This window comes from Vreelandella arctica (assembly GCF_037070215.1).
Lineage (GTDB): Bacteria > Pseudomonadota > Gammaproteobacteria > Pseudomonadales > Halomonadaceae > Vreelandella > Vreelandella arctica.
In genome coordinates, this window is record NZ_JBANSN010000008.1 from 68,077 (window position 1) to 81,676 (window position 13,600).

12 protein-coding genes are annotated in these 13,600 nt (G+C 52.9%); 2 read left to right on the forward strand and 10 right to left on the reverse strand.

Going from position 1 to position 13,600, the window contains the following annotated elements; all coding sequences use genetic code 11:
• Nucleotides 1-4 precede the first annotated feature (4 nt).
• From era to lepA, 4 genes are all read right to left on the reverse strand, one after another.
• Nucleotides 5-904: a GTPase Era gene (era, locus tag V8L70_RS09385; RefSeq protein ID WP_008956762.1), complete on the reverse strand. Its 900-nt coding sequence runs from the start codon at nucleotides 902-904 to the stop codon at nucleotides 5-7.
• Nucleotides 901-1,593, reverse strand: coding sequence for a ribonuclease III (gene rnc / locus V8L70_RS09390; protein ID WP_035586249.1), 693 nt, complete (start codon nucleotides 1,591-1,593; stop codon nucleotides 901-903). The genes era and rnc overlap by 4 nt, the downstream gene beginning before the upstream one ends.
• A 67-nt stretch (nucleotides 1,594-1,660) precedes the next feature.
• Nucleotides 1,661-2,464, reverse strand: a complete 804-nt coding sequence (gene lepB, locus V8L70_RS09395) for a signal peptidase I (protein WP_336269233.1) — start codon at nucleotides 2,462-2,464, stop codon at nucleotides 1,661-1,663.
• A 15-nt stretch (nucleotides 2,465-2,479) separates the two neighbouring features.
• Nucleotides 2,480-4,294, reverse strand: coding sequence for a translation elongation factor 4 (gene lepA, locus V8L70_RS09400; RefSeq protein ID WP_035566127.1), 1,815 nt, complete (start codon nucleotides 4,292-4,294; stop codon nucleotides 2,480-2,482).
• A gap of 283 nt (nucleotides 4,295-4,577) precedes the next feature.
• On the opposite strand from lepA, the gene V8L70_RS09405 reads away from it, so the two are divergent.
• Nucleotides 4,578-5,078, forward strand: coding sequence for an MgtC/SapB family protein (locus V8L70_RS09405; RefSeq protein ID WP_336269235.1), 501 nt, complete (start codon nucleotides 4,578-4,580; stop codon nucleotides 5,076-5,078).
• A 147-nt stretch (nucleotides 5,079-5,225) separates the two neighbouring features.
• On the opposite strand, the gene V8L70_RS09410 is transcribed toward V8L70_RS09405, so the two are convergent.
• The 5 genes from V8L70_RS09410 to rpoE all read right to left on the reverse strand — a co-directional run bounded on the left by V8L70_RS09410 (nucleotide 5,226) and on the right by rpoE (nucleotide 9,941).
• Nucleotides 5,226-6,650, reverse strand: coding sequence for a DegQ family serine endoprotease (locus tag V8L70_RS09410; RefSeq protein WP_336269236.1), 1,425 nt, complete (start codon nucleotides 6,648-6,650; stop codon nucleotides 5,226-5,228).
• A 94-nt stretch (nucleotides 6,651-6,744) separates the two neighbouring features.
• Nucleotides 6,745-7,197 (reverse strand): SoxR reducing system RseC family protein, encoded by a 453-nt coding sequence (locus V8L70_RS09415; RefSeq protein ID WP_336269238.1) that lies wholly within the window; start codon nucleotides 7,195-7,197, stop codon nucleotides 6,745-6,747.
• 31 nt (nucleotides 7,198-7,228) lie between these two features.
• On the reverse strand, nucleotides 7,229-8,263 hold the full coding sequence (locus V8L70_RS09420) for a MucB/RseB C-terminal domain-containing protein (protein ID WP_336269240.1): 1,035 nt from the start codon (nucleotides 8,261-8,263) through the stop codon (nucleotides 7,229-7,231).
• A gap of 55 nt (nucleotides 8,264-8,318) precedes the next feature.
• Entirely contained in the window at nucleotides 8,319-9,044 is a 726-nt protein-coding gene (locus V8L70_RS09425; RefSeq protein WP_008956770.1) for a sigma-E factor negative regulatory protein, read from the reverse strand.
• Between the two features lie 297 nt (nucleotides 9,045-9,341).
• Nucleotides 9,342-9,941: an RNA polymerase sigma factor RpoE gene (rpoE, locus tag V8L70_RS09430; RefSeq protein WP_008956771.1), complete on the reverse strand. Its 600-nt coding sequence runs from the start codon at nucleotides 9,939-9,941 to the stop codon at nucleotides 9,342-9,344.
• A 392-nt stretch (nucleotides 9,942-10,333) separates the two neighbouring features.
• Between rpoE and V8L70_RS09435 the strand changes: the two genes are divergently transcribed.
• Entirely contained in the window at nucleotides 10,334-11,410 is a 1,077-nt protein-coding gene (locus tag V8L70_RS09435) for a 3-deoxy-7-phosphoheptulonate synthase (RefSeq protein ID WP_336269244.1), read from the forward strand.
• A 57-nt stretch (nucleotides 11,411-11,467) separates the two neighbouring features.
• On the opposite strand, the gene dinG is transcribed toward V8L70_RS09435, so the two are convergent.
• Complete coding sequence (gene dinG, locus V8L70_RS09440) at nucleotides 11,468-13,597, reverse strand: ATP-dependent DNA helicase DinG (protein WP_336269246.1); 2,130 nt, start codon at nucleotides 13,595-13,597, stop codon at nucleotides 11,468-11,470.
• Between the last annotated feature and the right edge of the window lie 3 nt (nucleotides 13,598-13,600).

Genomic DNA, 13,600 nt, shown 5'->3' on the forward strand with positions numbered 1-13,600 from the left:
ACACTCAATCGAGGTCGTAACCCAGGCTTTTCAAGGCGCGCTCGTCATCCGACCAGCCACGCTTCACTTTCACCCAGAGATTCAGCATGACTTTGGTGCCCAGCGCGCGCTCCATATCAAGGCGTGCTTCACGACCAATACTCTTGAGTCGATCGCCGTTTTCGCCAATCAAAATAACTTTTTGACCCTGCCGCTCAACAAGGATGAGTGCGCTGATATGTGTCACACGTTCGGTCTCGCGGAACTCTTCAATCTCAACGGTCATCTGGTAAGGCAGCTCGTCGCCCAACTGGCGCATTACTTTTTCACGTACCAGCTCAGCAGCCATAAAGCGCAGACTTTTATCGGTAATCTGGTCTTCAGGGAAGAAGTGAACGCTTTCAGGGAGATGCTTGGCCACCTCCTCTTCCAAGGTATCCACCTGGGTGCCATGTTTAGCTGAAATTGGCACGATGGCAGCGAAGTCGCGTCGAGCACCCACCTCAGCCAACCACGGTAAAAGATCGCCTTTCTCGCCGAGACGGTCGACTTTATTGACCGCCAAAATAACCGGCGCTTTGACATGTTCCAGGCGCTTCAATACCGCTTGATCTTCTTCGGTCCAGCGAGTGCGGTCGATAATAAACACCACACAATCTACGTCACGCAGTGCCTGGGTAGCCGCCTGGTTCATAAAGCGGTTGATCGCCTTATTACGGTCCTTGGACATGATGTGCATGCCCGGCGTATCGACGTAGATGAACTGGGTCTCATTCTCCGTTTTAATACCCATTACCTTGTGGCGCGTGGTTTGTGGTCGCCGGGAGGTAATCGATATTTTCTGCCCCAAAATACGGTTCATGAGGGTCGATTTGCCCACGTTGGGTCGGCCGACGATGGCAACGAATCCGCAGGTTTGGCTCATGATTTTTCTCCAGGGCTTTTTTCGAGGTACGACAGTGCTTCTTCTGCTGCTTGCTGTTCAGCATGACGGCGGCTAGGACCCTTACCAGTGGTATGCTCAACCAGCAGGTCAATGTAGCACTCCACGGTAAAGGTCTGGGCATGCGCCTCGCCCTTCACGCAGACAACTTCATAGCGCGGCAAGGCGGCTTGACGCGACTGCAAAAACTCCTGCAAACGCGTTTTGGGGTCCTTTTGGGTATCTTGCAACGAGATATTTTCCAATCGCTCTGCATACCAATCCAATACACGGTCACGCACCACATCCATACCGGCATCCAGATAGATAGCACCAATGATGGCTTCAACCGCGTCCGCCAGGATCGATTCACGGCGGTGTCCACCGCTTTTCATCTCACCAGAGCCTAGCCGCAAGCACTCACCGAACTCCATTTCCCGGGCAAGCTCCGCCAGCGTTTGGCCTTTCACCAACCGCGCACGCAGGCGTGAGAGCTGACCTTCACGAGCCTGGGGGAAGCGTTGAAACAGCGCCTCGGCGATCACAAAATTGACAATGGAGTCACCCAGGAATTCCAGGCGCTCATTGTTACGACCACCGAAGCTGCGGTGGGTCAAGGCCAATTCCAATAGCATATCGTCGCCAAAGGTATGGCCGATTCGTCGGCAAAAAGCGTTCAAGGAATTACTCACAGCTCTCCTACGTCATTGACGTTAACTAAAGTGACATAACTGACTAACCACAATCTAAGCAGGTGCTTCATTCAATACGCCGCACGCTGGTAAAACTCGGCAACCCACCATCCCAATGCATCCATACTCCAAACGCACGGCCAACAATATTCCCTTCCGGCACAAAACCCCAATAGCGGCTGTCGTTGGAATGGTCTCGGTTATCACCCATCATGAAATAGTGCCCTTCCGGCACTTCTACTTCACGCATCTGCGGGCCTGGGTCTCGTGGGTTGTTATAAATAAAGTGCTCAGCGTCGCCAAGGCGTTCAGCTAATAATAGCTGCTGGGGAGAACCTTCGGGGCCCTCTTCAATCAACTCTTTAGCCACCGCCTCCCCGTTGATAAAGAGCTGCTTGCCTTCATAACGGATACGATCCCCTGGCATACCGACCACCCGCTTGATGAAATTCACCGACGGTTCACCTGGGAAACGAAACACCATCACGTCGCCACGCTCGGGATCATCTACTTCGATAAAGCGCGTATTCACCACGGGTAATCGTAGTCCGTAAGCAAATTTGTTGACCAGAATAAAGTCGCCCACTTCGAGCGTTGGTCGCATTGAACCCGAGGGAATTTGAAAGGGCTCAATGACAAAACTACGCACCACCAGCACAACCAATAGCACCGGAAAAAATGAACGTGCGTAGTCGACCGGCCAGGGTTCTTTAAGCAGTTTTTCACTGGTAGCAGGATCAAGCCCTTCCTTGGTGTTGGCCTCTGCTGTGGCGAAACGTTGGCGGCGCTTGGGTTTTAATACCAGCACGTCCAACAGGTAAACAACGCCCGAAAGCGCAACAGCGAGTACCAAAAGTAATGAAAAATCCATGGGTGGTGTTCTTTCCTAGTCGTTTACCTTGAGCACAGCAAGGAAGGCATCCTGGGGAATTTCCACACGCCCCACTTGTTTCATGCGTTTCTTACCCGCTTTCTGTTTCTCGAGCAGTTTCTTCTTACGGCTGACATCGCCACCGTAACACTTGGCGGTCACGTTTTTGCGTAATGCCTTGACCGTCGAGCGCGCGACTACCTGACCACCGATAGCGGCCTGGATGGCCACATCAAACATTTGCCGCGGAATAAGCTCTTTCATTTTTTCCACTAGCAAACGACCGCGATGATGGGCATGGTCACGGTGAATAATGACGGCTAATGCATCGACTTTATCACCGTTAATGAGTACGTCTAAACGTACCAACTTGGCTTCTTCAAAGCGTTCGAAGTTGTATTCAAGCGATGCATACCCTTTCGAAATAGATTTCAGGCGATCAAAGAAGTCCATGACCACTTCTGACATCGGCAGTTCGTAGGCCAGTTGAATCTGATTGCCCAAGAACTGCATATCCCGCTGCGTACCCCGGCGCTGTTCACACTCGGTAATCACGTTGCCCACATACTCCTGGGGAACCAGGATGCTGGCGCGGACAACTGGCTCGCGCATTTCATCTACGTCGGCCATATCGGGCAGCTTGGAGGGGTTGGAGACGTAGTTAACGTCGCCATTTTTCATCGCTAGTTCATAAACAACCGTTGGCGCGGTGGTGAGCAGATCAATATTATACTCACGCTCCAGGCGCTCTTGAACAATCTCCATGTGTAGCGTGCCAAGAAAGCCCACCCGGAAACCGAAGCCAAGAGCATCGGAGTTCTCTGGCACATATTCAAGCGAGGCATCATTAAGCGCCAGTTTTTCCAGCGCATCGCGGAAGTCTTCGTAATCATCCGCGCTGACCGGGAACATACCAGCATAAACCTGTGGCTTTACTTTTTGGAAACCAGGTAAGCGCGCGACGTCAGGGGTTTTCGTATGGGTAATCGTATCGCCTACCGGCGCCCCGTGAATCTCCTTGATGCCAGCGACAATAAAACCAACTTCACCGGCACGCAGGATATTAGTCTGTTTACGCTGGGGGGTAAAAATACCCACTTCCGTCGTGCCCCAATCGCGGCCCGTCGACTTAATACGGATCTTATCGCCTTTGCGCAGCGTCCCATCAAATAGACGCACCAGTGAGACTACGCCGAGATAGTTATCAAACCAGGAGTCGATAATAAGCGCTTGTAAGGGGGCATCGGGATCGCCTTTGGGTGGTGGAATATCACGCACCAAGCGTTCAAGCAGGGCGTCGATTCCAATACCGCTTTTAGCCGACACCCGGCAGGCATCGGTAGCATCAAGCCCGATGATCTCCTCGATTTCCTGAGAAACCTTGTCACAATCTGCCTGCGGCAAATCGATTTTGTTAAGTACCGGCAGAACTTCCAGGCCTTGTTCAATCGCGGTATAGCAGTTGGCCACCGACTGGGCTTCCACGCCTTGCGCTGCATCGACTACCAGCAGTGCACCTTCACAGGCGTAGAGCGAACGCGACACTTCGTAAGAGAAATCAACGTGCCCCGGCGTATCGATAAAGTTGAGCTGGTAAACCTGGCCATCGGCAGCCGTATAATCCAGCGTCACCGACTGAGCCTTGATGGTAATACCACGCTCACGCTCAATGTCCATAGAATCGAGCACTTGCTCTTTAAGCTCACGTTCCGTTAACCCTTCACAGGTCTGAATCAAACGATCAGAGAGCGTCGATTTACCGTGATCAATGTGGGCGATAATAGAGAAATTTCGTATGTGCTTGATTTTACTATCGTTTTCTTGGGTCATTTGCCGATTTAATCCGGGTATGTAGGCAATCGAGTACGATTTAAAAAAGTACCTTGAAATGCGCAGTCGAAATTTGGTGTCATTGTACCGTTAGCGGGGTTCCGGTGCTATGTTCATCAATAATTGCCAAAAATAACCGCTACCTAATCACCTTGCTAATGTTCTACACGCACTCTTTATCAACCCTTGTGCAGGCATAGAGGTAAGCCAACTTTAACTATTCCATGGTGTTTGCTTGTTCCTATACTAGGGTTTTATTGAATGAGCTTTAAAAAGGAGTGCCATGGAAACCGAAATCCCTATCCTGGATATGCTAGCCCGCCTGCTTGTTGCCTCCGGCTTGGCCCTGTGTCTTGGCTTGGAACGGGAGCTTCGTGGCAAACCCGCGGGGCTTCGTTCTCATATGCTGGTGTCACTTGGCTCGTCTGCGTTCATCATTGTTGGCATGAGCGTGCTGTTTGCCACGGGTGAAGGGGATCACGCGGCAAGTATTGATCCTAATCGTGTTGTTGAGGGCGTCATTGGTGGCATAGGTTTTTTGGGTGCTGGCAGTATCATCCGCAGTGGCGCCCACATTGAAGGGATTACCACTGGCGCCTCGATTTGGCTGGCCGGTGCCGTCGGCGTTGCCGCGGGCATCAATAATTTCCCATTAGCCGTTATGGTCACCATTTTGGGATTAATCATCATGGTGTTGTTAGGCCGTTTCGAGCACGACATGATAGAGAACCTTGTTGATAAGAAAGGTAATCGTAAAGAACGTAGAAAAAGGAACGAGGAGTGATCGAAAGCGATAAGGGCGATAAAGTGGGCGGGGGGAAATAGAGGTCAACGGAAATACAGTCTGGCGAGCTTAATTATCGAAAGGGTGAGACAGGTTAGCAGCCATAGTCCGGCGAGAACCGCCGGACTATGAGTAACAATAGGCGGATTATTCTAGGCGAAGCGCTACAAACAACGAACGACCCTCGCGGAATAAGCGCAACGGAATGGCACGATCAGTGGGCAACTCTTCGACAATGCTCACTAACTCCTCTGAAGAAGAGACGCTGCGATGATCGATACTTACCAGCACATCCCCAGGCCGAATCCCCGCTTTAGCTGCCACGCTATCTGACTCAATTTGGCGAACTACCACGCCACCTGAGATATTCAGCTGCTCACGCATAGCATCATCAATTTCAGCCACCATTACGCCAAGACGTGTTTGGTTGTTGCTAGTGGCTTGAGCAGTTTGCTGCTCGGCATCCGGCCAACTGCCCAGCTCTACTGATTCGGTCAGCTGTTCGCCATCACGCATCAAGGTAAGCTCTACCTCGGTACCGGGCGCACCTTTGCCAATTAGACGCGGCAGTGAGCTTGAGCGCTCGACCTCTTCACCATTGACTTCAAGAATGACATCACCAGCCTGGAGGCCGCCCTGCGCGGCAGGGCCTTCGGGATCAAGGTCAGCAATCAGCGCACCAATCGCACTCTCCATGCCAAACGACTCAGCCAAATCTTCGGAGACCGGCTGGATCATGACACCTAACCAGCCGCGATTAACTCGGCCATCTTCACGCAATTGCTCGGCCACATCCATGGCCACGTTGATGGGAATCGCGAATGAGACACCCATGAAACCGCCGCTACGAGTAAAGATTTGTGAGTTGATGCCGACCACTTCGCCCTCAAGATTAAATAGCGGACCACCGGAGTTACCGGGATTGATCGCCACATCCGTTTGAATAAAGGGAACATACGCATCACGCGGCAAGGTGCGATTGATCGCACTGACGATACCCGCAGTGACAGAGTGATCAAAACCGAAAGGCGAGCCAATCGCCGCTACCCATTCGCCAACTTTGAGTTCGTCAGAATCGCCCAGCGTCAGTGTCGGTAGGTCATTGGCCTCTATTTTGAGGAGTGCCACATCGGTTTGTGGGTCACTACCAATCACTTGGGCACTCAACTCACGTCGATCATTGAGCCGCACGAGAATCTCATCAGCGTCTTGAACAACGTGTGCGTTAGTCATCACGTAGCCATCCTCGCTAATAACGAAGCCGGAACCTAAGGATTGACGCTCTTCACTACGTCCTTGCCCATTGCTAGGCGGCTCGGGGAAGCTATCGCCAAAGTTATCACCAAAAAAATGGCGGAAAATTTCTGGGATTTCCTGACCGCCGAACCCTTCAAAACCCGGGACGCTGCTACGCTGAACCGTTCTGCTGGTAGCAATATTGACCACCCCAGGGGCGGCATCCTCTACCAGCTCGGTAAAGTCAGGCAAACCCTGAGCGCTGGCCGCTTGGCCAAAGGTTAGCAACGCCACCACGCATACCCATAGGGTGGAGGGGAGTATCAAGCGCTTCATGCAAGAGCTCCTACTTAAGGTGATAGTAATCGAAGGCAGATCAATAACTCACAGCAACGTTCATAGAAAAGTGCCGGAGAACTAAATTAACAAACTAATTGACCAAGCGTGGGCGAAAGCGTTCCCCTCGCCCACGTATTAGGTAGTTAATACTTAGCGCACCGCCCATCAAGGCGATAAAAAAGATCAGTGGCGGCAGCCAAATTGAGTCACTAACACGCGCGGCTAAGCCGGATAGCAACAGCGCTAGCAGTAAAGGCAACCCATAAACAAAAAAAGCGAGCAACGTGACGGAAGCACTTGGCAAGCTTATGGTGACCAATTTTCCTAACGGATAGCACTGCTCAACACCTCTGGCTGACTCAGGAAGTGCTACAGCAATATGCTGGCTGCGCCGACGTGTTAACAACCCTAAACCGCACCCTCTTCCCTGTGCACACTGCTCACAGTTCTCTTGGGCAGATATTTCTACAATAAGGTGCTGAGGCTTAAACCCTACAACGGTGCCAGCGCGTAATAAGTGGGAGCATGAAGTGGGGGTCGTCATCTCATTTCTCGTCATGCGTAAAACGAAAACACTAAGGTTCATCCTCATCGTGGCTATCACTACTGGCCTTTGATTGAAGCAAATCAAAATTAATTGAACGGACGATCCGTTGGAGCGTTGCTACAGGCAGCTCACCAATGGCCACCATCTGCCAACGACCTTCAGCGCTCATTGTATGCTCAATGGCAACAGCAGAAACACCCAGTTGCTGGACGCCTTCTTTTAAAGCGGTAGTAGCATCAGAGGAAAGAGGTTCTACAAAGATACTTACCGTCGCTAAACCGTCGCTATAAACTCGCTGATGCCGACGATCATTGCCGGTAAAATTAAACGGTTGGGCAACAAATCCTTCGGGCAACCAGGTAACTTGCCAGGGAGTACTCAGCACGACCTTAGAATCATCTACCCTAACGATCCCAGTATACTTTTGAGGCGATTGAAGCTGAGTGATTTGAAAAGTTTCAATGATTCGCCCTTGCTGATCAATGAGCACATGCTTCAGCAATAGGCCAGTGTCTTGATCTAGCCACCACTCATGGGAAAAACGCCATTGATCGCGGGGCTCAAACATTAGTTTAACCGCTTCACGACCGGCAACACGCGCGTTATCTTCAAGCTCAATGGAATAGAACTGCTCGAGGTGGGCTGCCCACCGCGCTGGCGAAGGCAGCTCCCCAGTGCTGTCCTCTTCTGTCCAGGCTAACCGCCCGACTGGCGAGCGTCGCTCGATACTGACAGAGGGACCATCTAAATACTGAACTACCTGCTGTCGGATACCGTCTTGAATTCGGTGTGAAAGCGCAAGAGTGCGCACCCCGATTGGATCAATAGCGACGGCTCTTGCTTGAAAGGCATAACAGTGGCTGGCCCACAAACCACGCTCAAGCCACTGCGTTGCGCTGCTAGGCGCCTGCTGCGAAACCACTGCACATTCATAACCAGCATGGCTTTCTGGTTGTTCATTTGTGCTCTCTGCATAGACATCAAAAGAGAGCACACAAGCCAGAGCTGCTAGCCCCCATGCTCGCTTAGTCCGCAGGGCAACCATTATATTGCGCACTTCCATCTAGCGCACTCCCTGCTCACCTAATAGGCGCCATGAAAAAGCCCGTCATTGAGGCTTAGCGCTGCCCTAGTGGCTCAGTTACTGCAGAAGAACGCATCAGCGGCATCCAGCTGTCACCACTACCGTAAGCGGCACTTTGGGTGTGCTGTTTTAAGTAAGATTGCAGTAAGCCAATCTGATCAACATCAATGTTAGTGCCTTGTGAAGCGGTTACTCCCTGAGGAGTCTGCGCTGAAAAGCCAGCTTCACTAATATTCATCAAGCCACTTTGACCTGCCTGGCCGCTAAGCCTAAACGGCGTAGGTTCAAACATCGGCATATCCGCACGCCCAGCAACTGCCGGCTGAGACGCCAAACTAACGGGTTGCACTTGAGTCCCCCCATTAGTACTGGAAGCAGTCGTTGCAATGTCGCCACCTTGACCAACCGGCGAATCATTGCCAAAGAACTGCACCCCTGTAATAACCATCAAGGAGACAGCAGCAGCAACGCCAGCACCACGGGCAAACGATATCCCTCCAGCACGATGGGCCACTTGGTCTGAGCCTTGCGTTATGGGAGCAGGCTCGTCACGCAATCGGGCCATGATGCCAGCAGAAAGATCAACGCTTACATCGACACCCTGCTCACGTTGCATCATGCTGCGCGCAAGATGATAGCGGCGCCAAGTATCGGCGGCGTCATCATCGTTAGGCAGCGCCTTCAACACTCGGCGAAGCTCTAGCTCATCACTTTCGCCATCCATCAACACCGAAAGTGATTCCCGTGTGTTTTGACTCATACTTCACACCCCCACACTGTTTAAAAGAAGTACTGGCATGGCGGTCACTCTGAACAGGCGCCATCACACCGAAGACTTCCAAGGCCAAGACTCCGTTACACGCTACTTAGGATATCCACCTAACTAGGTTACAACGCTAAGTTCATGACGCTTTGCACATTGATACAGCCATTGTGCTCATCAAGATAGTCATGCTTTATGACGCTAAACGTGCCAGACAGTTCACAAAAAAAGTAAAACCTTCATTTTTTGTGGTGGCGATTCAAAGCGATCACTTAGCCCTTCTACTAGTGACCGTCATTCGTCGCGACTGTTCCTGGCCGTCGATACTAACGGACGAATATGCTCATCAACCGCTTCCCGAGCGCGGAAAATTCGTGAACGAACGGTCCCCACCGGACACTGCATTACCTGAGCGATATCTTCGTAAGCAAGACCATCCAGCTCTCGCAAGGTAATCGCTGTGCGCAGATCATCAGGTAAGTTGGCAATAGCTTGGTAAACCGCTGCTTCAAGCTGATCTCTAGCAATGGCCGCTTCCGGCGATTCTGAATCGGCCAATCGGCCACTTTGATCGATAATTTCAGCATCAACAATATCTAGATCGCTGCCCGGGGGACGCCTGCCCCGCGAGACCAAATAATTTTTGGCAGTGTTGATAGCAATACGGTACATCCAGGTATAAAACGCGCTTTCGGCGCGAAACTTGCCCAAGGCGCGATACGCCTTGATAAATGCCTCCTGAGCCACATCCTGCACTTCAGAGTGATCATGAACGTAACGACCGATCAGGCCGATAATTTTGTGCTGGTACTTTTTTACCAGCAAATCGAAAGCGCGCGTATCGCCTTTTTGGGCACGTTCCACAAGCTGTTGGTCTGTTTCCCGAGTGCCCATTCACACGCTCCTCCAGCTCGTACGGCGTGCGCCGAGCCCCATTCCTATTAGCCCTGACAAGTGGGCGTTCACAGCAAGCAGCATAGCGTCCCTATGGGCATTGATTAATAATAGAGTGAATAAAAGAGCGAATACATCGCCCGTATATGTTGTTGCATTTTATAACGGTACCGAATTTTAAAGACAGGGCCCAGTTAAAACAGAGCCTCAGTGTTGCGCGTTCCGTGCAGGGCATCAAGCACTTAGCTCCTTTCACAAAACCCTGCGGCTGACACTTTCAATGCTGCTATAGTTCCACAACAATTGATTTTTACCTCCCCGGCAAGCGATAGTAGACGCCACTTTCATCGTCCCCTCACTTTTTCAGCCATTACGAAAGCACAGGTAGCAAGATGTCAGAACAGCAGGTTAATAACCTTAACGTCCTCGCTCAAGACGTTCTCACCACGCCAGAAGCGCTCAAGAATGCCATACCGTTAACGGAGGCAGCAGAGCGCACCGTAATAGAGGGGCGTAAAACCATCCAGAACATCCTGGATGGCAGCGACCCACGACTATTGGTAGTGGTCGGCCCTTGCTCTATCCACGACGTGGAAGCAGCGCTTGATTATGCCCGCCGTCTTCGCAAACTTGCCGATCAAGTCAGCGACAGCCTGTATATAGTGATGCGTGTCTATTTTGAAAAGCCGCGCACAACGGTGGGCTGGAAAGGCCTAATCAACGACCCGCACCTCAACGACTCTTTTGAGATTGATGAAGGTCTGCACATCGCTCGAAAACTGCTGGTCGATCTCGCTGAAATGGGCTTACCGCTCGCTACCGAAGCACTCGATCCCATCTCTCCCCAGTATATGCAAGACTGCATTAGCTGGTCAGCGATTGGCGCCCGCACGACCGAGTCGCAAACCCACCGGGAAATGGCTTCCGGCCTCTCCTGCCCGGTCGGCTTTAAAAACGGTACCGACGGCAGCCTGGATGTGGCGATTAACGCGCTTCAGTCCGTAGCCAGCCCGCACAATTTCCTGGGTATTAACCAAGCAGGCCAGGTGGCCATTATTCGCACCCGGGGCAACGCCTACGGCCACGTTGTTCTACGTGGCGGCAACGGCAAGCCCAACTACGATAGCGTAAGCGTTACCCTGGCGGAAAAAGAGCTCGAGAAAGCCAAACTATCACCCAACATCATGATTGACTGCTCCCACGCCAACTCCAACAAGGACGCAGCGCTACAGCCGTTAGTATTGGAAAACGTTACCAACCAAATCCTGGAAGGCAACACCTCCATCATAGGTCTGATGGTTGAATCCAACATTGGCTGGGGCAATCAAAAATTGCCGCAGGATCTCAGCCAGCTGCAGTATGGCGTCTCGATTACCGATGCCTGCATCGACTGGGACACCACGGTAGAAACCTTCAACCGCATGAACGATAAACTTGCCGACACGCTAGCCAAGCGCATCGCCAAGTAGGTTGACAACCCCGCTACGGCGGGGTTTTGTGTTGTTTCCCAGCACACTGGATAATCACTAGCGACTAATTTCACGCCGAAATGGCGGCAGTGCATCCAGCAGTGCTTGTCCGTAGCGGCGGGTAATCACCCGCTTATCCAGCAAAGTGATCGTCCCACGATCACTCTCTTTGCGAATCAAACGCCCGCAGGCCTGCACCAGTTTAATAGACGCATCAGGCACGCTAATGCGCATAAACGCGTTACCACCCTGGCTCTCTATCCATTCCGCTAATGTAGCGCCCACTGGATCGTCTGGCACCGCAAAAGGTAGCCGCGTAATCACCACGTGCGTCAAATAGTCGCCGGGAAGATCGATCCCCTCGGCAAAGCTCGCCAAGCCAAAGATGATACTCCCCTCCCCCCTATCCACCGCCGCACGGTGTCGCTCGATCAACTCGCGCTTTGGCAACGCATCCTGAGCGAGCACACGCTCCTTCACACTCGCCGGCAACGCTTTGTCGACTGCACGCAGCTGGGCGCGGGAAGAGAACAGCACTAGCGCCGCCTCTTTGTCGGCCAACTGCGATACAAACGTCACAATCGCCCGCTCGTGGGCATCCCTATCCCCAGGGTCGGTGGCCTCTTTAGGCACGCGCAGCACCGCATTGGCGTAATCAAAGGGGCTCGGCAACGCCTGATAGCGATAGCGATTGGCCAAGCCTGCCCGCTCTTGCAGGCGCTCAAAGCGACCCAAGGCCGTCAGGGTCGCAGAGGTGACCACCGCCCCATGGCAGCGCCCCCATAAATGCTTGGCCAGGGTATGGGCGGCTGAAACGGGGCTGGCCGAAAACTCAATCTCAGGCTCACCGGCTACCCGGCTTAGGGTAATCCAACGAGCGCTGGGCGCCTCGTTAGCAACATCCTGCTCACTAAACGCCTGCCACAACGCATGGGCCTCTAAGGCACGCCCATGAAGCAACGCGACGAGCGGCAGCCAAGTTTCTGCCTGCTCACGATCAAGGCCGGTCTGCTTATCAGGATCAAGGCTTTCACGCAGGATGTCGCTAATGCTCTCCAAGCAGCGCGACAGCGAGGCGAACATCACCAACAATTGCTGCGCCTGTTCCCTCAGAGCGTCGGGCACTTGGCCCTTCTCAAAACGCGATTGATGAGTGGCCTCTTCGTCAGCTAAACCATTTGGCCGCTCCGCCAACTGATGACCCATGCTAAACACATCGCCTAGTGCGGGTTCCAGGTTATGAATCAGCTCTGGCAAGCTGACCAAAAGCCGCGACACCGTTGGCTGAATAGCCAACGCCTGGTGAAGGTCGGTCAAACTGCTTCTCAACGTTTTTAGCCAGCGCAAGCAGCCGTGCACTGCAAAGCGGTGAGCAAAATGGGAAAGCGCCTTCTCGGGCAGGTGATGGCCTTCGTCGAACACAAAGATGCAGTCCGCCGGGTCGGGCAGAATAGCGCCGCCACCCAAGGCCAAGTCAGCCAGCACAAGGTCGTGATTGGCGACGATAACATCCGCATTCTCAAGCTCACGACGGGAACGGAAAAACGCGCAGGCACCAAAGTGCCCGCAGCGCCTGCCCGTACACTGGCGATGATCTACTGTGAGTCTTCGCCAGTGCGCATCGTCTATCGACTCTGGCCAATTATCGCGATCCCCTTCCCATTCGCCCTGGCCATAAGCTTGCGCCATATCGCTGGCAATGACCGTAAAGTCACTACTTTGCGTTTGCAGCGACTGCTCAAACAACGAGAGCGTTGGGTTGGGCTCAGTGCCTTCGAGCGCCTGATCCAGACGCGCCACGCACACATAGCGACCACGCCCTTTGGCTAATGCGTAGCGAAAGGGAATGCCACTGTGGCTAGCCAGCAAGGGTAAGTCTTGATTCAGCACCTGCTCTTGGAGAGCGACCGTGGCCGTGGAAATAATCAGCCGCTTGCCGCGCGCTTTCGCGATGGGCAAGGCGGCGATTAGATAGGCCAGCGTTTTTCCAGTGCCAGTGCCCGCTTCAAGCACACACACATGGGTATCGCTTGTGCGCTTACCTTCGCTGTCGCTCTCGATATTACCGAGGGTCCTGGCGATTTCGGCGATCATCATGCGCTGGCCGTAGCGTGGTGTTAGCTCAAGGGTATCCACCACGCGACGGTAAGCGTCTTGAATCTCGCTTTTGAGGGCATCATCCAGCATGCG